19 protein-coding genes are annotated in these 22,862 nt (G+C 66.4%); 7 read left to right on the forward strand and 12 right to left on the reverse strand.

Going from position 1 to position 22,862, the window contains the following annotated elements; translation table 11 throughout:
- The first annotated feature begins 45 nt into the window (after positions 1-45).
- Positions 46-549 carry a VOC family protein gene (locus tag AC6H0N_RS13880; RefSeq protein ID WP_497574716.1) on the forward strand — a complete coding sequence of 168 codons (504 nt, stop codon included), beginning with the start codon at positions 46-48 and terminating at the stop codon, positions 547-549.
- Between the two features lie 58 nt (positions 550-607).
- Here AC6H0N_RS13880 and AC6H0N_RS13885 read toward each other — a convergent pair whose 3' ends face one another.
- The 6 genes from AC6H0N_RS13885 to scpA all read right to left on the reverse strand — a co-directional run bounded on the left by AC6H0N_RS13885 (position 608) and on the right by scpA (position 9,243).
- Positions 608-1,996 (reverse strand): KamA family radical SAM protein, encoded by a 1,389-nt coding sequence (locus AC6H0N_RS13885; RefSeq protein ID WP_497574717.1) that lies wholly within the window; start codon positions 1,994-1,996, stop codon positions 608-610.
- A gap of 286 nt (positions 1,997-2,282) precedes the next feature.
- Positions 2,283-4,271, reverse strand: a complete 1,989-nt coding sequence (gene accC, locus AC6H0N_RS13890; protein ID WP_497574718.1) for an acetyl-CoA carboxylase biotin carboxylase subunit — start codon at positions 4,269-4,271, stop codon at positions 2,283-2,285.
- A 16-nt stretch (positions 4,272-4,287) separates the two neighbouring features.
- Complete coding sequence (locus AC6H0N_RS13895) at positions 4,288-4,524, reverse strand: hypothetical protein (protein WP_497574719.1); 237 nt, start codon at positions 4,522-4,524, stop codon at positions 4,288-4,290.
- A gap of 14 nt (positions 4,525-4,538) precedes the next feature.
- Positions 4,539-6,071, reverse strand: coding sequence for an acyl-CoA carboxylase subunit beta (locus tag AC6H0N_RS13900; protein WP_497574720.1), 1,533 nt, complete (start codon positions 6,069-6,071; stop codon positions 4,539-4,541).
- Between the two features lie 17 nt (positions 6,072-6,088).
- The gene (gene meaB, locus AC6H0N_RS13905; protein WP_497574721.1) at positions 6,089-7,063 is read right to left on the reverse strand and encodes a methylmalonyl Co-A mutase-associated GTPase MeaB; all 975 of its coding nucleotides are present in this window, start codon (positions 7,061-7,063) and stop codon (positions 6,089-6,091) included.
- 14 nt (positions 7,064-7,077) lie between these two features.
- Positions 7,078-9,243 (reverse strand): methylmalonyl-CoA mutase, encoded by a 2,166-nt coding sequence (gene scpA, locus AC6H0N_RS13910; RefSeq protein WP_497574722.1) that lies wholly within the window; start codon positions 9,241-9,243, stop codon positions 7,078-7,080.
- A gap of 154 nt (positions 9,244-9,397) precedes the next feature.
- On the opposite strand from scpA, the gene AC6H0N_RS13915 reads away from it, so the two are divergent.
- Positions 9,398-10,060, forward strand: coding sequence for a GntR family transcriptional regulator (locus AC6H0N_RS13915; RefSeq protein ID WP_497574723.1), 663 nt, complete (start codon positions 9,398-9,400; stop codon positions 10,058-10,060).
- Between the two features lie 62 nt (positions 10,061-10,122).
- Complete coding sequence (locus AC6H0N_RS13920) at positions 10,123-10,392, forward strand: type II toxin-antitoxin system HicA family toxin (RefSeq protein WP_497574724.1); 270 nt, start codon at positions 10,123-10,125, stop codon at positions 10,390-10,392.
- A 29-nt stretch (positions 10,393-10,421) separates the two neighbouring features.
- Here AC6H0N_RS13920 and AC6H0N_RS13925 read toward each other — a convergent pair whose 3' ends face one another.
- On the reverse strand, positions 10,422-10,697 hold the full coding sequence (locus AC6H0N_RS13925) for a DUF5666 domain-containing protein (protein WP_497574725.1): 276 nt from the start codon (positions 10,695-10,697) through the stop codon (positions 10,422-10,424).
- A 127-nt stretch (positions 10,698-10,824) separates the two neighbouring features.
- On the opposite strand from AC6H0N_RS13925, the gene AC6H0N_RS13930 reads away from it, so the two are divergent.
- From AC6H0N_RS13930 to AC6H0N_RS13945, 4 genes are all read left to right on the forward strand, one after another.
- Positions 10,825-11,028, forward strand: a complete 204-nt coding sequence (locus tag AC6H0N_RS13930; RefSeq protein ID WP_497574726.1) for a DUF6494 family protein — start codon at positions 10,825-10,827, stop codon at positions 11,026-11,028.
- Positions 11,029-11,052: 24 nt separating this feature from the next.
- On the forward strand, positions 11,053-13,251 hold the full coding sequence (locus tag AC6H0N_RS13935; protein WP_497574727.1) for a sensor domain-containing diguanylate cyclase: 2,199 nt from the start codon (positions 11,053-11,055) through the stop codon (positions 13,249-13,251).
- An 88-nt stretch (positions 13,252-13,339) separates the two neighbouring features.
- Entirely contained in the window at positions 13,340-14,743 is a 1,404-nt protein-coding gene (gene trkA / locus AC6H0N_RS13940; RefSeq protein WP_497574728.1) for a Trk system potassium transporter TrkA, read from the forward strand.
- The gene (locus AC6H0N_RS13945; protein WP_497574729.1) at positions 14,740-16,191 is read left to right on the forward strand and encodes a TrkH family potassium uptake protein; all 1,452 of its coding nucleotides are present in this window, start codon (positions 14,740-14,742) and stop codon (positions 16,189-16,191) included. The genes trkA and AC6H0N_RS13945 overlap by 4 nt, the downstream gene beginning before the upstream one ends.
- A gap of 755 nt (positions 16,192-16,946) precedes the next feature.
- Here the strand turns inward: AC6H0N_RS13945 and AC6H0N_RS13950 are convergent.
- Genes AC6H0N_RS13950 through AC6H0N_RS13970 form a run of 5 tightly spaced genes read right to left on the reverse strand, consistent with a single transcriptional unit; the run spans position 16,947 to position 22,844 of the window.
- Positions 16,947-17,642, reverse strand: a complete 696-nt coding sequence (locus tag AC6H0N_RS13950) for a response regulator (protein WP_497574730.1) — start codon at positions 17,640-17,642, stop codon at positions 16,947-16,949.
- The gene (locus AC6H0N_RS13955) at positions 17,639-19,120 is read right to left on the reverse strand and encodes a DUF4118 domain-containing protein (protein ID WP_497574731.1); all 1,482 of its coding nucleotides are present in this window, start codon (positions 19,118-19,120) and stop codon (positions 17,639-17,641) included. Before AC6H0N_RS13955 ends, AC6H0N_RS13950 begins: the two co-directional genes overlap by 4 nt.
- 54 nt (positions 19,121-19,174) lie before the next feature.
- On the reverse strand, positions 19,175-20,275 hold the full coding sequence (locus tag AC6H0N_RS13960; protein WP_497574732.1) for a DUF1513 domain-containing protein: 1,101 nt from the start codon (positions 20,273-20,275) through the stop codon (positions 19,175-19,177).
- On the reverse strand, positions 20,275-21,342 hold the full coding sequence (locus AC6H0N_RS13965) for an imelysin family protein (RefSeq protein WP_497574733.1): 1,068 nt from the start codon (positions 21,340-21,342) through the stop codon (positions 20,275-20,277). The genes AC6H0N_RS13960 and AC6H0N_RS13965 overlap by 1 nt, the downstream gene beginning before the upstream one ends.
- Before the next feature lie 11 nt (positions 21,343-21,353).
- Positions 21,354-22,844, reverse strand: coding sequence for a di-heme oxidoreductase family protein (locus tag AC6H0N_RS13970; protein WP_497574734.1), 1,491 nt, complete (start codon positions 22,842-22,844; stop codon positions 21,354-21,356).
- Positions 22,845-22,862: the final 18 nt, after the last annotated feature.

Below are 22,862 nucleotides of genomic sequence, written 5' to 3' on the forward strand. Positions count from 1 at the left end.
GGCAAGACGTGACAATGCGCCCTTCTCCCGCCCGAGCACACCGTCATGAGCGCACGCCCCTTCCGCATCCTCGGCATCCAGCAGATCGCCATCGGCGGCCCAGACAAACAGCGTCTGGCGAAGCTGTGGGTCGATCTGTTCGGCCTGGAACGCACCGGCACGTTCACCAGCGAACGCGAGAATGTGGACGAAGACATCTGTGCCATCGGCAGCGGCCCGCTGCGTGTCGAAGTCGACCTGATGCAGCCGCTCGACCCCGACAAGAAGCCGGCCGTGCACGCCACGCCGCTCAACCATGTCGGCCTGTGGGTGGACGATCTGCGTGCGGCCGTCGACTGGCTCACGACACAAGGATTGCGCTTCGCTCCCGGCGGCATCCGGCCGGGTGCCGCCGGTCATGACATCGTGTTCGTGCACCCCAAGGCCAGCGACGAGTTCCCGATCGGCGGCGAAGGCGTGCTGATCGAGCTGGTGCAGGCGCCGCCGGAAGTCATCGAGGCCTTCGCCACGCTGGCCGCGCATTCGCGCCCGCTGGGCGAGACGCTGTAATCGCCCGCGCACCAAGAGAAAGCCCGCCGATGGCGGGCTTTTTCTTGGGCCGGATCGGTCAGCTCGCCGCCGCGAGCTTGTGCTCACGCATCGAAGCGTATTCGTCCTGCCAGAACCACTTCTCTTCGAAGGCCGGCTGCAGGCCATCGAGCCAGGTGGCGTGTTCGTCATACTTCGCGAAGAACGGGCGCTGCACCCAGTCCGGGTTGCGCGCCTGGATGAAGCGCAGCACGAACACCTTCTCGCCGGCAATCTCGGCCACGCCCTGCACCTCGACCTTGCCGGGGCTGGCGCTCATGCTCGGTCCGCGCGCAGTGCGCGACACGCCCGACACGTGCTGCATGGCCTCGCGGTAGATCTCCCAGGCGCGCAGCAGCGGCACCTCGAAGTAGGCGCTGGCGCCGGTGTCGCGCTCGACGAACAGGTAGTACGGCACGATGCCGAGCTTGACCTGGGTCTTCCACATGCGCGCCCACACCGCCGGATCGTCATTGATGTGCGCAATCAGCGGCCCCTGGGCGCGGATCACCGCGCCGGTCGAGCGGATGCGGCGAATGGCCGCCTGTGCAGCCTCCGGCTCCAGCTCCTTCCAGTGGTTGTAGTGCGCCATGATGGCGACCTGCTTGCCGGCTTCGACCAGACGTTCGAGCAGACGGATCAGGTCGTCCGCATCCGGCGCACCGAGGAAACGGTGCGGCCAGAAGCTCAGCGCCTTGGTGCCGATGCGAATGGTCTGGATATGGTCGAACTCCGGCGCCAGCAGCGGCTCGAGATAGCCGGCCAGGTGCGAGGTCTTCATCACCATCGGATCGCCGCCGGTGATCAGCACATCGGTCACCTCCGGGTGCACGCGCAGGTAGTCATGCAGCTGTGAGGCTTCGGAGCTGGCAATACGCAGCTCCTTGTCGCCGACAAACTGGGCCCAGCGGAAGCAGAAGCTGCAGTAGCTGTGGCAGGTCTGCCCCTGACTGGGGAAGAACAGCACCGTCTCGCGATACTTGTGCTGCAGGCCGTCGAGGCGGTTGCCGGCTTCGTCGAGCGGCATGTTCATGGCCATCTGGTCGGCCGGGTGCGGGTTCAGGTCGGCACGGACGGCGTCGACGGCGGCTTCGAGTTCGGCCTTGTCGGCGCCAGCGCGCAGCAAGCCGGCGATGCGCTCGTAGTGCGCCTGCGACAACATGCCGCGCTGCGGGAAGACGAGCTGAAAAATGGGGTCGGCCGGGATGTTGCTCCAGTCGATCAGCTCATCGATGACGTACTGGTTCACGCGGAACGGCAGCACCGACGACACCACCTTCATCTCGAAACGCTGTGCCTCCGTCAGGCTTTGCAACGGCGCAATGCGGTCCAGATCACGCTGGGTGTAGACCTTGAAGGCTACGGTTTCCTGAAAACTGCTGGGCGGCGGCGCGACACGTCGCACCAAGGGCGAGACCACTGCGGTCATGGACAATCCTCCTGGCATTGCGCCGTCCCTGAGCCTCACCACTGCGGCAGCGGCAGGGATGAACTCTTGCTAACGGGACGAACGGCGGCCGGCACTGGATGGCGACCCTGCTACAGAGACGGGCGCCGGCACTGCGTGAAGCCGGCAAAAGTGCCGGAACGCATCAACGGGAGACGGATAGTATGCGATGAATAATGTTTGCGCAAATCGTACGCCCAGCAATGAAAAGGCCTTGTCCGATGCCATTCGGGCAAGGCCTTTTCATTGCTGGACGGTACGGCGTACTTCAGTCGAATTCGAGGATCAGATCATCCACGGCAAGACTTGCCCCGGCTTGCGCATGAACGCGCTTCACACGTCCATCGCGCTCGGCGCGCAGCACATTCTCCATCTTCATGGCTTCGATCACGGCCACTTTTTCGCCGCTCTTGACCTCCTGCCCCTCACTCACCGCCACCTCGCGCAACAGGCCGGGCATCGGCGAGAGCACCAAGCCGGACATATCCGGCGGCAGCTTCTGCGGCATGCGCGCGAGCATCGCGGCAGCGCGTGCGCTCATCACCATGGCTTCGACCTGCAGTCCGAAATGCGTGATGACGTAACGCAGGCCACGTCGCTCGACCTGCATGCACACGTCCCGCCCCTCGATACGGCCGCGGAACATCAAATCGTTGAATCCCCAGACGGATTCGACACGCAGGCTGCGTTCGCCCTCGCGCACCATCAGCGCACCATCGCACGGCTCGACAACGAGGCAGTAGTCGTGCGTCCCCACCACCACCGTCCACTGACGCGGCGGGTTGTACGCCGCGCCGTCCATCTGCCCGCTGATCGCCGCATCGCGCTGCACGCGGCGCCAGTGCGCGAACATCGCCACCGCTGCGAGCAGCAACGGATCATCGTGCGGCACCTTGGACGCGTCGAATCCGCTGCCGTACTCCTCAGCAATGAAGCCGGTGTTGAAATTGCCTGAGCAGAAGCGCGGATGCTGCAGCAGCGCAGCCTGGAACGGAATGTTGGAACTGACGCCGCGAATCACGAAAGCGTTGAGCGCGTCGCGCATGCGCGCAATCGCCTCGGCGCGGTCGCGCCCATGCACGATCAGCTTGGCGATCATCGAGTCGTAGAACATCGGTATCTCGCCGCCCTCGTACACGCCGGTGTCGACGCGCACCGCGCCCGGCACCTCGGTAGGCGGACGAAACTTCACCAGCCGCCCGGTCGAGGGCAGAAAGCCGCGGAACGGGTCTTCGGCGTTGATGCGGCACTCGATCGCCCAGCCGTCGAGCCGCACATCTTGCTGCGTGAAGGCCAGCTTCTCGCCGGCCGCGACGCGGATCATCTGCTCGACCAGATCCAGGCCGGTGGTGAGTTCAGTGACCGGGTGCTCGACCTGAAGGCGCGTGTTCATCTCGAGGAAGTAGAAAGACTTGTCCGCCCCGACGACAAACTCCACCGTGCCAGCCGACTGGTAGTCCACGGCCTTGGCGAGCGCCACCGCCTGCTCGCCCATGGCGCGGCGGGTGGCGGCGTCCAGGAACAGGCTCGGCGCCTCTTCGATGACTTTCTGATGACGGCGCTGGATCGAACATTCGCGCTCGTTCAGATACACCACGTTGCCGTGCGCATCGCCCAGCACCTGGATCTCGATGTGGCGCGGCTCGACGACGAATTTCTCGATGAACACGCGATCGTCGCCGAAGGCGTTGGCCGCTTCCGAGCGGCACGCCGCGAACCCCTCAAACGCTTCCTCGTCGTTGAAGGCCACTCGCAGGCCCTTGCCACCACCGCCGGCCGAAGCCTTGATCATCACCGGATAGCCGATGTCGCGCGCGATCTCGACTGCACGCTCGGGCGATTCGATAGCTTCGTTCCAGCCCGGGATGGTGTTAACGCCGGCCTGTGCGGCGAGCTTCTTGGAGGCGATCTTGTCGCCCATCGCCGCGATCGCCGCGTGCTTTGGCCCGATGAAGACGATGCCGGCCTCTTCCAGCCGACGGGCGAATTCCTCGTTCTCGGACAGAAAGCCGTAGCCCGGGTGCACGGCTTCGGCGCCGGTCTCGCGACAGGCCGCGATGATGTTGTCCATCGCCAGATACGACTGTTTGGAGGGCGCCGGGCCGATGCACACCGCCTCGTCGGCCAGCTCGACATGCAGCGCGCCGACGTCGGCTTCGGAATACACCGCGACCGTGGCGATACCCATGCGGCGGGCGGTCTTGATGACGCGACAAGCGATTTCGCCGCGGTTGGCGATCAGGATTTTCTTGAACATAGCGCCCTCTCAGAAGTCAGGCCAACTGCCACACGCCTTTCTCGGAGTGCGGCCGCACCCGACCTTTCTTCCGCAGCACGGTGCACGCCCAACGCATGTCGTACTGCCACGTAAAGAACAAGTCGCCAGCAGCTTTCAGCTCTGACTGATGGTTAACCCAAATATCTTTGGCAACATCAACAAGATGCGCTGATCCCCCTTGCCTCTTCAAAGCCTCAATCACCCAAATTTGCAGCGTTTCTTTGGTAACCATGCATCCTCCGATATTCACAAAGGCATGTTGCCGTGCTTGCGCCACGGATTATTCAGCTGCTTGTTCTTCAGCATCGCCAGCGACCGGCACACGCGCTTGCGCGTCTCGTGGGGCATGATCACGTCGTCGATGAAACCACGCGCGCCGGCCACGAAGGGGTTGGCGAAGCGCGCCTTGTATTCGGCCTCGCGCGTAGCGATTTTCGCCGCGTCGTCCTTCTCACCGCGGAAGATGATCTCGACCGCACCTTTCGGCCCCATGACCGCGATCTCGGCCGTCGGCCAGGCGATGTTCACATCGCCGCGCAAATGCTTGGAGCTCATCACGTCATAGGCGCCGCCGTAGGCCTTGCGCGTGATGACCGTGACCTTGGGCACCGTGCATTCGGCGTAGGCATACAACAGCTTGGCGCCGTGCTTGATGATGCCGCCGTATTCCTGCGCGGTGCCGGGCATGAAGCCGGGCACATCGACGAAGGTCACCACCGGGATGTTGAAGGCGTCGCAGAAGCGCACGAAGCGCGCGGCCTTGATCGAACTCTTGATGTCCAGACAGCCCGCCAGCACCAGCGGCTGGTTGGCGACGATGCCGACCGTCGAGCCGCCCATGCGGGCGAGGCCGATCACGATGTTCTTGGCGTAGTCCGGCTGCAGTTCGAAGAAGTCGCCGTCATCGACGATCTTGGTGATCAGCTCCTTCATGTCGTAGGGCTGGTTCGCATTCGCCGGCACGAGCGTGTCGAGCGACATGTCGGGGCGATCCGCCGGGTCGCCGTCGGGCATCTGCGGCGGCGCCTCGCGATTGCTCGCAGGCAGGAAGTCGATCAGCCGGCGCGTCATCAACAGCGCCTCGACGTCGTTGTCGAAGGCCAGGTCCGCCACGCCGGATTTCGTGGTGTGGGTGCCGGCGCCGCCCAGTTCCTCGGCCGTGACTTCCTCGTGCGTGACGGTGCGCACCACCTCCGGCCCGGTCACGAACATGTAGGACGAATCCCGCACCATGAAGATGAAATCGGTCATCGCCGGGCTGTACACCGCTCCGCCCGCGCACGGCCCCATGATCAGCGAGATCTGCGGGATCACGCCGGAGGCCAGCACGTTGCGCTGGAACACGTCGGCGTAGCCACCGAGCGAATCCACGCCTTCCTGGATGCGCGCACCGCCAGAGTCGTTGAGCCCGATCACCGGCGCGCCGACCTTCATGGCGTGGTCCATCAGCTTGCAGATCTTCTCGGCGTGGGTCTCCGACAGCGAGCCGCCGAACACCGTGAAATCCTGCGAGAACACGAACACCAGGCGTCCGTTGACCGTGCCGTAACCGGTCACCACGCCGTCGCCGGGGATGGTCTGCCCGGCCATGCCAAAGTCGGTGCAACGGTGCTCCTTGAACATGTCCCACTCTTCGAAGCTGCCGTCGTCGAGCAGCAGTTCGATCCGCTCGCGCGCGGTGAGCTTGCCCTTGGCGTGCTGCGCGGCGATGCGTTTGGCGCCGCCGCCAAGACGCGCCTGCTCGCGCTTGTCCTCGAGTTGCCGAATGATGTCCTGCATCGTCTCTCTCCCCCGGATCAGATGTTGTCGAGGTGCCCGAGCAATCGTGCCGCCGCGGCAGCCGGTGTGACCTGTCCCCGCTCCACCTCGGCCTGCAGGCCGGGCAGTTCTTCCGCGACGCGCGCATTCGCACGGAAGCGCGCGCGCAAGTCGTGATCGATCAGTTCCCACATCCACGCGCCGGCCTGACGACGACGGCGCGCCTCGAACGCGCCGTTGGCGACCATGGTTTCGCGGAATCTCAGCACCGTGCTCCAGAAGGCAGCGATGCCCTCGGCCTTCAGCGCCGACACCGGAATCACCGGCGGCGTCCAGTCGGGATGGGCGTGGCGCACCATCGAAATCGCCCCCTGCATCTGCGCCTGCGCGCGGTGCGTGGCGGCCTTGTCGATGTCGGCCTTGTTGATTGCCACCAGGTCCGCGATCTCGACAATGCCCTTCTTCATGCCCTGTAGGTCGTCGCCGGCGTTGGGCAGTTGCAGCAGACAGAAGATGTCGGTCATGCCGGCCACGGCGATCTCGCTCTGGCCGACGCCGACGGTCTCGACCAGTACGACGTCAAACCCCGCCGCTTCGCACACCAATATGGCTTCGCGCGTGCGCTGCGCCACGCCGCCGAGCGCACCGGCCGCGGGGCTGGGGCGAATGAAGGCTTCCGTGCGGCGCGACAGCAATTCCATGCGCGTCTTGTCGCCGAGAATCGAGCCGCCATGCACGGACGAAGAGGGATCGACCGCCAGCACCGCAACGCGATGTCCCTGCTCGATGAGATACAGCCCGAGCGCCTCGACGAAGGTGGATTTGCCCACGCCCGGCACGCCGGAGAGGCCGACGCGCAGCGCGCCGCCGGTGGCCGGCAGCAGCGCTTCGATCAGCGCATGCGCCTGCTCGCGATGATCCTGGCGCGTGGATTCGACCAGCGTGATGGCTTTCGCTAGCGCGCGGCGCTTGCCGGCGCGCACGTCGTCGGCAAGCTCGCGGATGGCGTCCATGGGTGAAGTCACGCTCAGCCCTTGGCCAGGGCCTTGCGAATCTGTTTGAGCACTTCGCGCGCGGCGTCCGGAATCGGCGTGCCCGGCCCGAAGATGCCGCTGGCGCCGGCGTCATACAGCATCTGGTAGTCCTGCTGCGGGATCACCCCTCCGACGAAGACGATGATGTCGTCGGCCTCTTCCGCGCGCAGCGCCTTGACCAGTTCCGGCACCAGCGTGCGGTGCGCGGCGGCCAGCGTGGAGATGCCGACGGCGTGCACGTCGTTCTCGACGGCGTGGCGCGCGGCTTCTTCCGGCGTCTGGAAGAGCGGGCCGATGTCGACGTCGAAGCCGAGGTCTGCAAAGGCCGAAGCCACCACCTTGGCGCCACGGTCGTGGCCGTCCTGGCCGAGCTTGGCGATCATGATGCGCGGCCGGCGGCCGAAGTCGGCCACGAAGGCGTCGATGTCTTTCTGCAGCACCTGCCAGCCCTCCTCGTTCTCGACGACCTTGCCATATACGCCGGACACGGTCTGCGTGTCGGCGCGGTAGCGGCCCCATACGGCTTCCAGCGCATCGGAAATCTCGCCAACCGTGGCGCGCGCCCGCACGGCGGCAATTGACAATTCCAGCAGGTTTCCGGCGCCGCCTTTGGCGCATTCAGTCAGCGTGGCGAGCGCCTTTTCAACGGCCGCTGCATCGCGTGCCGCGCGAATCTTCGCCAACCGCGCGACCTGTGATTCACGCACGGCGTGGTTGTCGATGTCGAGGAAGTCGATCGAATCTTCGCTCTCGAGCTTGTACTTGTTCACGCCGACGATGACGTCCTTGCCCGAATCGATGCGCGCCTGCTTCTCGGCCGCGCATTCCTCGATCTTGAGCTTGGCCCAGCCGGACTCGACGGCTTTCGTCATGCCGCCCATGGCCTCGACTTCCTCGATGATCTCCCAGGCCTTGTCGGCCAGATCCTGCGTGAGCTTTTCCATCATGTAGGAACCGGCCCACGGGTCGACGACGTTGGTGATATGCGTCTCTTCCTGGATCACCAACTGGGTGTTGCGCGCGATGCGCGCCGAAAAGTCCGTCGGCAGCGCGATGGCTTCATCGAGTGCGTTGGTGTGCAGACTTTGCGTGCCGCCGAACACCGCCGCCATGGCCTCGATGGTGGTGCGCACGACGTTGTTGTACGGGTCCTGCTCGGTCAGCGACCAGCCCGAGGTCTGGCAGTGCGTGCGCAGCATCAGCGAGCGCGGGCTCTTCGGATTGAACTCCTTCATGATCCGCCACCACAGCAGGCGCGCGGCGCGCAGCTTGGCCACTTCCAGATAGAAGTTCATGCCGATGGCGAAGAAGAACGACAGCCGCCCGGCGAAGTGATCCACGTCCAGGCCGCTTTCCAGCGCGGTGCGCACGTACTCGCGTCCGTCTGCCAGCGTGAAGGCCAGTTCGATGGCCTGGTTCGCGCCCGCTTCCTGCATGTGATAGCCGGAGATCGAGATCGAGTTGAACTTCGGCATGTTGCGCGCGGTGTAGCCGATGATGTCGGCGATGATCTTCATCGACGGCGCGGGCGGGTAGATGTAGGTGTTGCGGACCATGAACTCCTTGAGGATGTCGTTCTGAATGGTCCCCGAAAGCTGGTCCTGCGCGACGCCCTGCTCCTCGGCCGCGACGATGTAGCCCGCCAGCACCGGCAACACGCCCCCGTTCATGGTCATCGACACCGACACCTTGTCGAGCGGGATGCCGTCGAACAGGATCTTCATGTCCTCGACCGAATCGATGGCCACGCCGGCCTTGCCGACGTCCCCGACCACACGCGGATTGTCGGAGTCGTAGCCACGGTGCGTGGCCAGATCGAACGCCACCGACACGCCCTGCCCGCCGGCGGCCAGCGCCTTGCGGTAGAAGGCATTGGACGCTTCGGCCGTGGAGAAGCCGGCGTACTGGCGGATGGTCCACGGCCGCACCGCGTACATCGTGGGCTGCGGCCCGCGCACGAAGGGCTCAAAACCCGGCAGCGTGTCGGCGAACGGCAGGCCGTGCAGATCCGCCGCGGTGTACAGCGGCTTGACGCGGATACCCTCGGGCGTGACCCAGTCGAGGCGGCTCACGTCGCCCTCGGGCGCGTGGCGGGAAGCGGCCTTGCGCCAGGCGTCCACGTCGGACGGCGGCACGGGCGGAAAGGCGGATTGCGACATCGTGAACCTCGTGTGGCGATTGCGGCAGACAGCTCCAGCGGCGACGGCGCGCGGGCTTGACTTGCGGGCGTGCCGGAAGAATACTGCATCCATAATTATGGATACAAGCGGCGCAGGTTTCTCTGTAACTCTGCGCCCACCCAGATAGCTACCGATGAACGCGCCCAATCCCATCGCCCCGCTCGCGCTGTACCAGGAAGTGGCCGAACGCCTGCGCCAGCGCATCTTCGCGCACGAGCTCAAGCCCGGCACCTGGGTGGACGAGCAGTCGCTGGCCGAGGAATACGGCATCTCGCGCACGCCGCTGCGCGAAGCGCTCAAGGTGCTCGCCGCCGAAGGGCTGGTCACGCTCAAGCCGCGCCGCGGCTGCTATGTCAATCAGGTCTCGGAAGGCGATCTGGACGAGATCTTCGGCGTCATGTCGCTGCTCGAATCCGAAGCCGCGCGACTCGCCGCCACCAAGGCCGGCAAAACCGATCTGACGGCGCTGGAAGCCATTCACACCAGGCTGGAGGCGGCTGCACAAGCGCGCGACATTGACCGCTTCTTCGAGGCCAACCAAGCCTTTCACCGCAAAGTGCAGGACGTTGCCGGCAACGGTTGGCTGACGCATGTGGTCGACGACCTGCGCAAGATGATCAAACTCTCGCGCCACCACTCGCTGTTCGGCGACGGGCGGCTCGAGCAGTCACTGGAAGAACACCGCGCCATCATCGCAGCGCTGCTTGCCGGCGACGCAGAAGCCGCCGGTCGGCTGATGCACGATCACATCCTGAGCGGACGGGCCGCGCTCAAGCGCATCGCAGCCGCCCCCTAGGGCGCGCTCGTGCCTGGCGGACGGCTCGGTCACCGCACCTGCCTCTTACCCGGAGCGCGACCATGAGCCACAAACACATCAACCTGCTGCGCAGCATCTTCCAGGAACCGGCCCCCGCCAACGTTCACTGGCGCGAAATCGAATCCCTGCTGCGCCACCTCGGCGCCGACATCGAACCCTCGCACGGCGCGCGTTTCCGCATCCTGCTCAACGGCCGCGAAGGCTTCCTGCATCACCCGCATCACGGCTCGACCTGCTCCAAGAGCGAGATCCGCCTGTTGCGGGAATTCCTCGCGGCAGCGGGCGCAACGCCGTCCACGCTGGAAGGCTGAGCGCCCGTCTCGACGGCGGTGATCGACGTTCAGTCTTCGAGTTCGATCTCGGTCGCGACATGGCGCCCGTCGCGGTAGTCGAAATCAATCTCGACCCGCTGGCCCGTGCGCAGATCCTCGAAACGCTTCAAACCGTCGTCGTAGTCGGTCGAAGCCGTGGTGTGAAACGTGATGCCCTGAACGGTCAGCGTTCGGCCGGCCGTGTCGATCTTATCGATCGCACCTTCGATGTCGTCAGCCCAGGCGCTGGCAGCGGCGCCTGCAAGCACGGTGGCCAGTGCGGTCTTGATCAGCAAGCTCTTCATGTATTTCTCCACAGTCACATTCATGTTCCGCGGAATCTGCCATGTCAGGGCAGTCCACTCGTCTATGCTTGAATGGTGATATTCAGAGCATGTCGCGCTTTGCGCGACGAGACAGAGGGACACACACATGGACGACGAAGTTCTCAACATGAGCATCCGGAAGTTTCTGAAGACGGTCGGCGTGCATTCCCAGATCGCCATCGAGAAAGCCGTTCGCGAAGCCGCTGAAGCCGGCCGACTGAAGGGCGGAACCTTGCCGGCGTCGATGACGCTGCACATCGAAGGCCTCGCACTTGAAGTGCGCTTCGACGATGAGCTGCGGCTGGGGTAGGCCTTCACCGCTGCGGGCCACCATATGGTCTCGACCTCCGTTTCCGCCAGTCGCTGGTGGCCCGTACTGGCCGGGGTCGTCGCGAGCACGGCCGCCGCCGCGCTGTTCGCCGGTGCATTTGAGCTGTGGCAACGCCAGTCGCTGGCGCAGTGGGAAAACCGCGTGCAGCGGTCTCTGTCCGAGTTGCGCGCCCAGGTCGAAGCCGAGCTGTACGGCAACCTGCATCTGGGCACCCGCATGGCGGCCTTCGTCGACGGCCAGCCTGAGCTGAGCGAAGCCGAGTTCACCGAGTTTGCGCAGGGGCTGCTGTCTTCCGGACAACACGCCGTGCGTTACCTCGCTTACGCCCCGGACCATGTGGTGCGCTTCATCCACCCCCGCTCGGGCAACCGGCTGAACGTCGGGCGGGTGTTGTCGCGCGACTCCCTGCTTGCGCCGGAGGTGGCCGCGCTGCGCCGGGACCGCGTTCCGCGCATCGCCGGCCCCTTCGAACCCGTTCCAGGCGCGCGCGAACTGGTGGTACAGATCCCCTTGCTCAAACACCCCGGCAACGGCAAGGGCGCGCCGGAGGTCACAGGTGAGGTCGATGCCTCACTCGACTTGGAGCAGATCTACCGTCGCGCCGAGATCTACCGCTTCGCCGAAATCGTCGAGCTGGCCATCCGCATCAACAACACCCATATCGTGTTCGGTCGTGAGGGAGTCTTCAAGCAGGGGCCCATCCTCACTGAGATCGAGCTCCCTGGTCTGACGCTGGAGCTGGCCGCCATCCCGCACGAAGGCTGGAGCGCCGTCGAGCCTGTACCGGCCTTCGTCGCCCCGCTGTCGCTGCTGATGCTGCTCGGGGTATTCGCCACCACCTGGAGCGTGACAGCACAGGCCGGACGCCTGCGCATCTCGGAGGCGCGCATGCGCTCGACCGGCGAACGCTTGTCCACGTTGCTGGCGGCCATGCCCAACCTGGTGTCCATCGTAGAGCGCGACGGGCGCTGCTCCGGCCTGTTCGGCGGCCGCGGCACCCGGCACTTCCACATCGACGAACAGCGCATCGTCGGACGCCGTATCGATGAAATTCTGCCGCCGGGGAAGGCGCGCAAACTGCTCGCCGCACGCGACCGCGCCCTGCAGGAAGATGCCCTTCAAACCCTGGAATTCGACATTACGCCCACCGAAGCCCGCCCCTTCGCAGCCGCAGACTGGCCCGAGCAGACGCAGTGGTTCCGCGCTGCCATCGCGCCGCTGCAGGAAGAACACGCCGAGCCCGGCGCCACGCTGTGGATTTACGACAACATCACCGAAGCGCGCATGGCAGAGCTGGCACTCAGAAGCTCGCACGACCGTTACCGACAACTCAGCGCCGCCGTGCAGCAAGTGGTGTTCGAGACCGACCTGAGCGGCCGCATTGGCTTCATCAATCCGGCCTGGGAAAAGCTCTCGGGCGAGCTCGCCGAACAGAGCATCGGGCAGCCCTGGATCAGCCTGATCCACCCGGAAGACCGGGACGCCCTGCACGCTGCGTTCGTTGACCTGATGACCGGCCGCACAAAGCATGTTCAGCGTGACGCGCGGCTGGCCGGGCCAGGCAGCGTGCCGCTGTGGGTGAACGTCTATCTAATGACGCTCAGCGACGAGCAAGGCGGGCGCGCACGCGGCGCCATCGGCACGCTATTCGACATCAATGAACGCAAGATCAACGAGAGCGCGATCCGCCATCAGGCCCTGCACGACGCGCTGACCGGGGTGCCCAACCGCCTGCTGCTGATCGAGCGTCTGGAGCAGGCTCTGGGCCGGCTGCGCCGCCAGGGCTCACAGCTCGCCGTGCTGTATGTCGACCTCGATGACTTCAAACTGGTCAACGATCAACACGGCCACCTGGCCGGCGACCAGCTGCTGCGCATGAGCGCACAACGCCTGCGCGAACAGGTGCGCGACACGGACACCGTTGCGCGCATCGGCGGCGACGAATTTGTCGTGCTGCTCGACGGCATCACCGCTCCGGCCGACGTCGACACCATCGCCGCAAAACTCGTCACCGCCATCGGCCAACCCTTCGAACTATCCCTGCCAGGCGGCAAGACCAGCTGCCACATCGGCGTCAGCATCGGCATCGCACTCGCGCCGCGCGACGGCACCACCGTCGACGCCCTGCTGCACCACTCCGACAATCGCTTGTACCGCGCAAAAGCCAGCCGCAAGCGCACGCCCCTGTCAGACCCGAACTGACACGCTGCACTGCACAAAATTAACACCATCTTGATTCCCGTCTTCCTAGCATTCGTCCATCCCCTAAGGGTTCAACAGGACGCCTGCAGTGAAGATCATCATTCTCGGCGCCGGTCAGGTCGGCACCTCGGTGGCCGAAAACCTGGTTTCCGAAGCCAACGACATCACCCTCGTCGACATCAGCGCCGAGTTGCTCGACAGCTTGCGCGACCGCTTCGAGGTGCGCACCATCTGCGGCAACGGCGCCTCGCCGTCGGTGCTGCACGAAGCCGGCGCGCAGGATGCCGATCTGCTCGTCGCGGTGACGCAGTCCGACCAGATCAACCTGTGCGCGTGCCGCGTCGCGAAGACGGTGTACAACATACCGACACGCATCGCCCGCTTGCGCTCGGGCGAGTTCGTCGACCACCCTGAACTGCTCGCCGCCGACAATTTCGCCGTCGACTTCTCGATCTGCCCGGAGCAGATCGTCACCGACTACATCCGGCACCTGATCTCGTTTCCCGAAGCCCTGCAGGTGCTGGAATTCGCCGACGGCGCCGTCAGCCTGATCGGCGTACAGGCATTCGAAGGCGGTCCGCTGGTGGGGCACCCGCTCAAGGCCCTGCGCTACCACCTGCCCAACATCGACGCGCGCATCGCGGCGATCTACCGCAACGGGGAGGCGCTGATTCCCGAGGGCGACACCATCGTCATGCCGGGCGACGAAGTGTTCTGCCTGGCCGCCACGGTGCACATCCGCCAGGTCATGCGCGAACTGCGGCGCAGCGATCAGCCGATGCGCCGCATCATGATCGCCGGCGGCGGCAACATCGGTTTCCGTCTGGCGCGCTCCATCGAGCGTGACTGCAACGTCAAGCTGCTCGAACTCGACAAGCGACGCGCGCAGTTCCTCGCCGGCAGTCTCGACCACACGCTGGTGCTGCGCAGCGACGCCACCGACGAGGGCCTGCTGGAGAACGAGAACATCGACGGCATGGACCTCTTCGCCGCGCTGACCAACGACGACGAAGACAACATCATGTCGGCCTCGCTCGCCAAGCGCATGGGCGCACGGCGCACGCTGGCGCTGATCAACCGCAAGAGCTACGTCGATCTGGTGCAGGGCGGCCCCATCGACATCGCCCTCTCGCCGGCACAGATTTCCATCGGCACGCTGCTCGCACACGTGCGGCGCGGCGACGTGGTGGCAGTGCACAGCCTGCGCCGCGGTGCGGCCGAGGCTCTGGAGATCGTCGCGCGCGGTGACCGACGGCATTCGCGTGTGGTCGATCGCCGCATCGACGAGATCGCGCTGCCGCGCGGGGTCACCATCGGCGCCCTCGTGCGCAATGAGGTCCGCGACGAGCGCGTGATCCGCCGCGAAGTCATCATGCCGCACCACGACACCGTGATCGAACAGGACGACCACGTCATCGTCTTCTGCACGCACAAGAAGCTCGTGCGTCAGGTCGAGAAGCTGTTCCAGGTCACGCCGGGGTTCCTCGGATGAACGGCCTGCTGTCCGTCCTCAACGTGCTGGGCCGGCTGATGGCCTTCTTCGGCGTGGTGTACGTTATTCCCATCGCCGGTTCACTGGCCTTCGCCGACGATCTGGTCATCGACTACGTCTACGCCATGGCGCTGACCGTCGGCATCGGCCTGACGATGGTCCTCGTCACGCATCGCCACTACCGCGAACTGCGCGCCCGCGACGGCTTCGTGCTGGTGGTCGCAGCATGGGTACAGATGGCCGCCATCGCCACCATTCCGTTGCTGCTCGTGTATCAGGACATGAGCTTCACCGACGCCTTCTTCGAGACCATGTCGGCGCTGACCACAACTGGCGCGACGGTGATGACCGGCCTCGACGACGCCCCGCCGTCGATCAACCTGTGGCGCCATGCGCTGCAATGGCTGGGCGGCATGGGCATCATCGTGCTGGCCGTGGCGGTATTGCCGCTGCTCGGCGTGGGCGGGCGCGAACTCTACAAGGCCGAAGTCCCCGGCCCGATGAAAGACGCGCGCCTGACCGCCCGCATCGCCGATACCGCCAAGGCGCTGTGGCTGATCTACTGCGCCTTCACCGTCGCCTGCGCGCTGGCGCTGCGGCTGGCCGGCATGGAGTGGCTCGACGCCATCTGCCACGCGTTCTCGGCGCTCAGCCTCGGCGGCTTCTCGACGCGCGACGCCAGCGTCGGCGCCTGGAACGACCCGCTCATCGAGGCCATTCTGATCGCCTTCATGGTCGCTGCAGCGCTGAACTTCGCATCGCACTTCGCCGCCATTCACGGGCGCAGCCTGCGTCCGCTGTGGCGTGACATGGAGGCACGCAGCGTCATCGCCGTACTCGCGCTGTCCTCGCTCGGCGTGGCCTGGTATCTGCTCGCCACCGGCGTCTACCCCGACTACCTGACCGCGTTGCGCCACGCCAGCTTCAATCTGGTCTCGCTCGCCACCGACTCCGGCTACGCCAGCCAGGATTTCAGCGCCTGGCCACCGTTCGCGACCTTCTGGATGTTCTATCTGTCGTGCGTCACCGCCAGCTCCGGCTCGACCGGCGGCGGCATCAAGATGATCCGCACGCTCACCCTCGCCAAGCAGGGCCACCGCGAACTGATGCGCATGATCCACCCCGCCATCGTCAATCCGATGCGCATCGGCGGCCTGCAGCTGCCGGTGAGCGTGATCCAGGCGATGCTGGGTTTCATTTTCCTGTACTTCATGACGGTGGTCGCTTCAAGCTTCCTGCTGATGGCCTCAGGGCTGGACTTCATCACCGCCCTCACCGCGACCGTGGCCTGCATCAACAACATGGGCCCGGGCCTGGGCGACGTGGCGTCCAATTACGCCGGCCTGACCGACTTCCAGAAATGGGTATGCGTGGCCACGATGCTGACCGGGCGACTGGAGGTGTTGTCGGTGCTGGTGTTGTTTACGCCGGGATTCTGGCGGCGGTGATGCTAGCGGCGGTGATGCTAGCGGCGGTGATGCTAGCGGCGGTGATGCTAGCGGCGGTGATGCTAGCGGCGGTGATGCTAGCGGCGGTGATGCCGAAATCATGGGAGTCGGCGACTCAGCCCTCGACCGGCCGGGATTTCGCCCCGGCGGGCGACCTTCTTTCTTGTGGTGCAACAAGAAAGAAGGCAAAGAAGTGCACCCTCCTCACCGCCCCTTCGGGGTCCCTTCGCTACGCGCACTCCCGGCGGCCGGCCTAGCGAACTCGCTGCGCTCAGACAGCAAGGCCGGAAGGCCCCGCCGTGAGCACTCTTCGCTCAGCGGCTCAGAAGGGATGGAAAACCATCCGCAGCACCATGCCCTCGAAGGTCAGGTAAGCGCCGCAGGCGCGCACCCGACGTCGGCCTCGACACCTCTCAAACGCACAGCACGTCCGGCGCAATGCCCTGCGGTTATTGCGCCCTACGGTCGAGCGGGCGCCCTCATCCCCTCTGGCTCGCCGAGTGCAGGGTGGTTTCGCCGGGGTAGTCCGGTCCTGCTGTCTGAGCGCCAGCGAGTTCAGGACCGGCCGGTGAAACCGCCCGGAGCGAGGGAACCGGCGAAGCCGGCGAGACGGCGGGGCACGTTTCTTTGCTTCCTTTCTTGGCGTGCGCCAAGAAAGGAAGTCGCCCGCCGGGGCGAAATCCCGGCCGGTCGAGGCTTGAAACGCCGACTCCCCCAACAACAGCCGATGAGCACTTCGGCCAGAGGCCCAACGACTACAGCACCAGCCTGTACCCCACCCCCGTCTCCGTCCGGATATGCGCAGGAAACGCCGGTGTCACCTCCAGCTTGCGGCGCAGGCTGGTCATGTGCACCCGCAGGTAATGCACGTGCTCGACGTGATTCGGCCCCCATATCTCGGCAAGCAAACGACGGTGCGTCATGACCCGGCCGGCGTTGGCCACGAGGTGGGCGAGCAGCTTGTATTCGATCGGCGTCAAATGCACCGTTTCGCCGTCGCGCGTGACGTTGCGGCCAGCCAGATCGACCTCCACCGTGCCGAAGCGCACCAGTGCCGAATCGGCGCCGCGCGCCAGCGCGGTGCGGCGTAGCAGCGCACGCACCCGTGCCATCAGTTCGGCAACACCGAAGGGTTTGGTCAGGTAGTCGTCAGCGCCGGCATCCAGCGCGGCAACCTTGTCGCCCTCACCAGCGCGCGCCGACAGCACCAGGATCGGCAGCGCCGACCACTCACGCACGCTTCGAATCACCTCCAGCCCGTCCCCGTCCGGCAGACCGAGGTCGAGGATCAGCAGGTCGGGCTTGCGCGACTGGGTCTCGATCAGGCCACGCGCAGCGGTTTCAGCCTCAACCGCGTGGCAGTCGCCGGCTTGCAGCGCACTGCAGATGAAGCGGCGGATCTGCTGTTCATCCTCGACGACGACCACCACCGGATCGGGCGAACGACTCATGTGACAGGTTCCTCCAACAGCGGCGGCGTGCCCAGCGGCAGTTCCAGCGTGAAGCAGGCGCCGGCCGGTGCGCGGTTGGCCGCGCGCAATCGGCCTCCGTGGGCACGCACCACCGCGTCGACGATGGCCAGTCCGAGGCCGGTGCCGGACACGCCGGAGACCGCGCGACCGCGCACGAAACGGGCGAACAGATCCTCGACCGGGCCTTCGGGCAGGCCGGGGCCGTCGTCGCAGACGCTCACTTCCATGTGCTCGCCGGAGACGCGCGCGGAGATTGCGATGGTCGAACCGGCAGGTGTGTATTTGGCCGCGTTCTCGACGAGATTTCCGAGCGCGCGCTCCATCAGCACGGCGTCAACCTCGACCATCGGAAGCTCGGCAGGCAGATCCAGTTCAAGGTGGTGTGCGCCGAGCAGGGACGAAACCGACTGCAACGCCGCGCCGACGATTTCCTCCAGCGGCTGCCATTCGCGCCGCAGGCGCACGCCGCCCGCCTCGAAGCGTGCCATGTCGAGCAGGTTGTGCACCAGCGCGCCGGTGCGCAGCGCCTCGATGCGGATTGCGCCGACCATTTCGGCCTGCTCCGGCGACAACGCCGGGGGCTTCAACGCCACCGTGTCGGCCAGCCCGGCAATCGCCGTGAGCGGCGTACGCAGGTCATGCGACAGCGCCGAGAGCAGCGCATTGCGCAGGCGCTCGGACTCGATCTCGATACCGCTACGCTGCGCGACGCTGACGAAATGAATGCGTTCCAGCGCGATGCCGAGCAGGCTGGCAAGAGCCGTCAGCAGCGCGTCGGGCGGCTCTATGCCAGGCTGCTCCGGCGCCAGTTCGAGCACGCCGCGCACGCGCATCGGGCCGAGCAGCGGAACACAACGCGCACCATCGTCGCCAAGCACCGTCCGCCCCTCGGCAAAGGCCGTTGCCACGGCTGCGGGCACTGCGTCCGCCGGCTGCAGCCTGGCCTCGTCGTCGGCCGCCCACAGCCGTCCCGCGGCGCCGAGCAGATCGCGCGCGCAGTGGGTGGCCACTTCGGAAATCTGCTCCACCGTCAGCGCTGCCGACAGGTCGCGCGCGATCGCATACAAGGCCTCGTTCTGACGCCCGCGCACCTCGGCCACGTCGCGTTCGCGGCGCAACCGCGCAGCCAGCTCGGCGGTGATCAAGGCCACCACCAGCAACACCACAAAGGTCAGCAGGTACTGCAGGTCATTCACGCCGAGCGTGAAGCGCGGCGGCACGAAGAGCACGTCGAACAACAGCACCGACAGCAGCGCCGCCAGCACCGCCGGGCCGCGCCCGAGGCGGATCGCCGCGAACAGCACGGCAAGCGGGAACAGCATGGCGATGTTGGCGAGGTCGAGATGTCCGAGCAGCGGGGCCCCGAGCGCCGCCACCAGCACCACCACAAGCGCCGCCAGCACATAGCTGCGCGGCGGTGAATGCTCGACAGTGGACGGAGACGGCGGGCGGGACATGGGCGACTGCACACTCGATGCCGGTAAGCGGCGCATCTTACCCGCAGCGACAGCTCAGGCGGGCAGATCGAGCAGGTGGTTGTCCCAGCGTGCGGTGTTGATCTGCGCGTCCAACGCCATGCGTGTGGCATCGCGGGCATCGACCCGGCGCATGCCGCCCAGACCGCTGCCGACCACGAAGCGGCCCGCCCCGTCGGCCCCTAGCGCGCAACCGTCCGGCACTTCGACCAAGGCCACCGGCTTGTCGGCGTCGAGGTCGTGAAACAGGGCCACGCCGCCGCGCGGGCTGGTCAGGCCGAGGATGCGGCCGCTGGCGTCGAAATCGACACTGCCGACGTAGTTGGACAGCCGCGACTGCAGGGCCAGCTCCAGCGGGCGCAGCGCCTGGCCGGGGCGCAGCACCGCCACCAGCGGCACGTCATCGACACGCGCGCCTTCGTATTGCATGCCGACCGCGATGGTGCCGTCGGCGCGCGCCGCCATGTGACGCAGGCCGAGCCGGCGCAGCTCGTGCGGCAAACGGTGCAAAGCCTCGATGCGGCCGTCGCGCGCGTCGATCAGCGCCAGCGAGGAATTCATCGAATCCGGGTTGAGCACCACGCCGGGCGCGTCGACATGCGTCAGCAGACCGCCGTTAGCCACCGCCACGGTGTCGCCGAGCGCCAGCAACTGGTGCGGGTCGTGTCCGCCGCTGGGGAACTCGCCGACGCGTTGATACGCGCGTGCCGGGTCGTAGACGCCGATCAGGCCGTTGCCGATCTCCGGCGGTTCGTCCGCAACCAGGGTTTCGGTAGCGAACAGCAGGCCGCGCGCAAACACGGCGTGGCCGTTGAAATAGCGCTGCGGGGCGGCGGCCACCTGGTGACGCAACGCACCGCTGGCGGCGTCGAGCACCAGCAGGTAGTCACCGGGCCGGCGTGACACCACGATGATTTCGCCGCGCGCGGCAGAGAAAGCCGCGCCATGCGCACGTGCCGGCAGCGCCCGCTCGAAGCGCAGGCTGCCGTCGGCGTCAAAACGCACGGCATGCGCCCGCCCCTCGGCATCTACATGCGCGCCGAGCCAGCCATGCGTGGCTTGCTTCGCCAGCGCGTGTGGCGCAACCCCGGCCGCCAGCGCCGCGAGCGAGGCTGACAGGAAGTCGCGCCGGCGCATCAGTCGCCGTCCAGCGAATTGAAGCCCAGCGCAATGCCCAGCGCGGGTGCCAGGCGCTGCGCGAACAGCGCCTTGAGCGCGCCCGCCTCGCGTGCGAGCTTCTGCACTTTGGCGCGTTCGGCCGGATCCACCACAGCCTGTGCGAGCGGCAGCGTGATCGAGTCGGCCGTGCCGCGGGTCTGCCGGAAGGCGCGGCGCAGCAGCTTGTCGAGCGCCGCATCGCCGGCCACCTCGCGCACGATGCGCGAGAAACCGCCGTTGTCGCCATCGCCCAGATACAGCGCTTCGGCGGCTGCCAGATTGGCGCGGATGTTGGCCACGGAGCGAGCGCTGCGGGCGGACTCTGCGAGTTGGGGCTTGGCCGTTTCAACGGAAGCCCCCAGCGCGCGCGCCAGCTTGTGATCGGCAATCAGTTCGAGCGCGGCGTGCGCGGCTTTGAAGAAGTCTTGCGTGACTTCCTGATCGCTCTGGTAATGCGAGGCGCCGGCGGCGGCCTGGGCGACCACTTCACGATAGGGGCGCTCGCCGCCGCGCCAGCCTTGCAATGTGTCGGCGGCCATGCTCGCCACACCGCCGGAGATCGTCGTCAACAGCGCGCAGGCCGGCGTGCCGGGCGCGGGCGGCTCGCCGTACAGCAGCGCTTCGATGGCCGGAAAACCCTGCGCCGGCACGGTGAGTTCGTCAAAGGCCGGCACGGGCGCTCCCTTGGCCAGCAGGCCTTCGATCTCGCGCCCGACACTGTTGCGCGGATCGGGCCAGAACTGCATGCGCATGCCGCGCATGAACAGTTCCACCGGCCCGAAGCGCAGGTGCTGCACGCCCTGCCAGGCGTCGAAGGCTTCGCCCCAGGCGGCGCGTGTCTCCTCCAGCGAACCATTGCCAGCGCACAGGCGGCCGGCCTCGGCGTCCAGCGCGGCACCACGCTCGGCCAGACGGGTGTAGGCCGGCAGCACCACGGCGTCGACCAGTTCGAGGTTGAGCCGGCGGTAATCCGCGGCCTCAGGCGTGGCCGCCGCAGCGCTCAGCGGCAGCAGCGCGACCAGCGCCATCATGAAGGTGCGCATCATCGGAACAGTCCTCACAGTGAATTCAGGAAGGTCAGCAACGCCTCGCGTTGCTCGCGCTGCAGCGCCACCACGCGGTCGCGCGATGCCTGTGCCTCGCCGCCGTGCCACAGGATGGCTTCGAGCAGATTGCGCGCCCGCCCGTCGTGCAGGAAGAAGCTGTGAGCGCTAACCGCCTCGGTCAGGCCGATCCCCCACAGCGGCGCGGTGCGCCATTCGCGCCCGTCGGCGTCGCCTTCGGGGCGGTGGTCGGCCAGGCCCTCGCCCATGTCGTGCAACAAGAGGTCGGAATACGGCCAGATCAGCTGGAAGGATTGCTCGGGCTCGACCGCATCACGCCGCGTGACGAATTTCGGCACGTGGCAGGTCGCGCAGCCCGACTCATAGAACACCTGCTTGCCGGCCAGCACCTGCGGCGCATCGACGTCGCGCCGCGCCGGCACGGCGAGGTTGCGCGAGTAGAACACCACGAGGTCGAGCATCTGACGCGTAGCCTCGACGCCCTCTTCGGCGTGGCGGCCGTGTGGCGCTTCGCGGCACCCTGCCTGCGCCAAGGTGCAGTCACCCCACGGCGAGTCGATCAGATACGAAGAAATGCCGATGTCGCCGGCAAAGGCATGCACGCTCTGGTCGGTAACGCCGGCCTTGCCTGCCTTCCAGCCGAAACGGCCAAGCTCGACACGCTGCGTCTCGTCACTCCAGACGCGGTTGGGACGGCCTGAAATACCGTCGCCGTCGGCGTCCTCGGGGTCGGCGTGGGCGAGGATGGCGGCTTCGGGAATGGCTTCCAGCAGGCCCATGCCGAGCATGGTCGGCGCCACCCGCGGCGACAGCATGGCCTGCGGATGCAGCGGCCCGTAGTTGAGGTCTTCGACGCGATAGCTCGGGCGGCGCAGCTGCACCACTTCACCGTCGGCCAGCGTCACCGCCTCTTCCGTGTACTCGATCTTCATGCGCCCTTCGGCCGCCACGCCCTGCACCGAAAAGTTCTGCAGCTGGGTGCCGTAGGTCGGCTCGGCAATCACGCTCTTGATGCGCGCGGCCAGCGCCGCGCGATCCGCATCGGTCTGCGGCGGGATGGACAGGCGCAGGAACATCGACACCGCTTCCTCGTCACCCACCGGCGGCGCACCGCGGCCGTCCTTGAGGTGGCACGACTGGCAGGAGCGCGCGTTGAACAGCGGGCCAAGGCCGTTGGACGACTCGGTGGAGCTGGGCGCCGAGACCCACAGCTTGCGGAAGATGCCGTCGCCCACGCGGAAATCGAGCTGGCGCTCGAAGCTCATGTTGGCCGACGGGTGCGAGAAGCTGCTGCTGTTGACGAACTTGGTGACCGTGCCGGCGCCCGCGGGATTGGACTCGAAGGGCTCTGCGCGTTCGAACTGCGTGGTCGGCGCGGTGACGCGCGCAATGCGCGCCGCCTCGTCGGCGGGCACGCCGGCCGGCGCGGCGGTCAGCGTACAGGCCGCGGCAAGGGTGGCCGCGGCGACAAGACTGCGTTTCATGGGACTCCTGCCGATGCG

It is taken from the genome of Pseudazoarcus sp. NS34 (assembly GCF_059703725.1).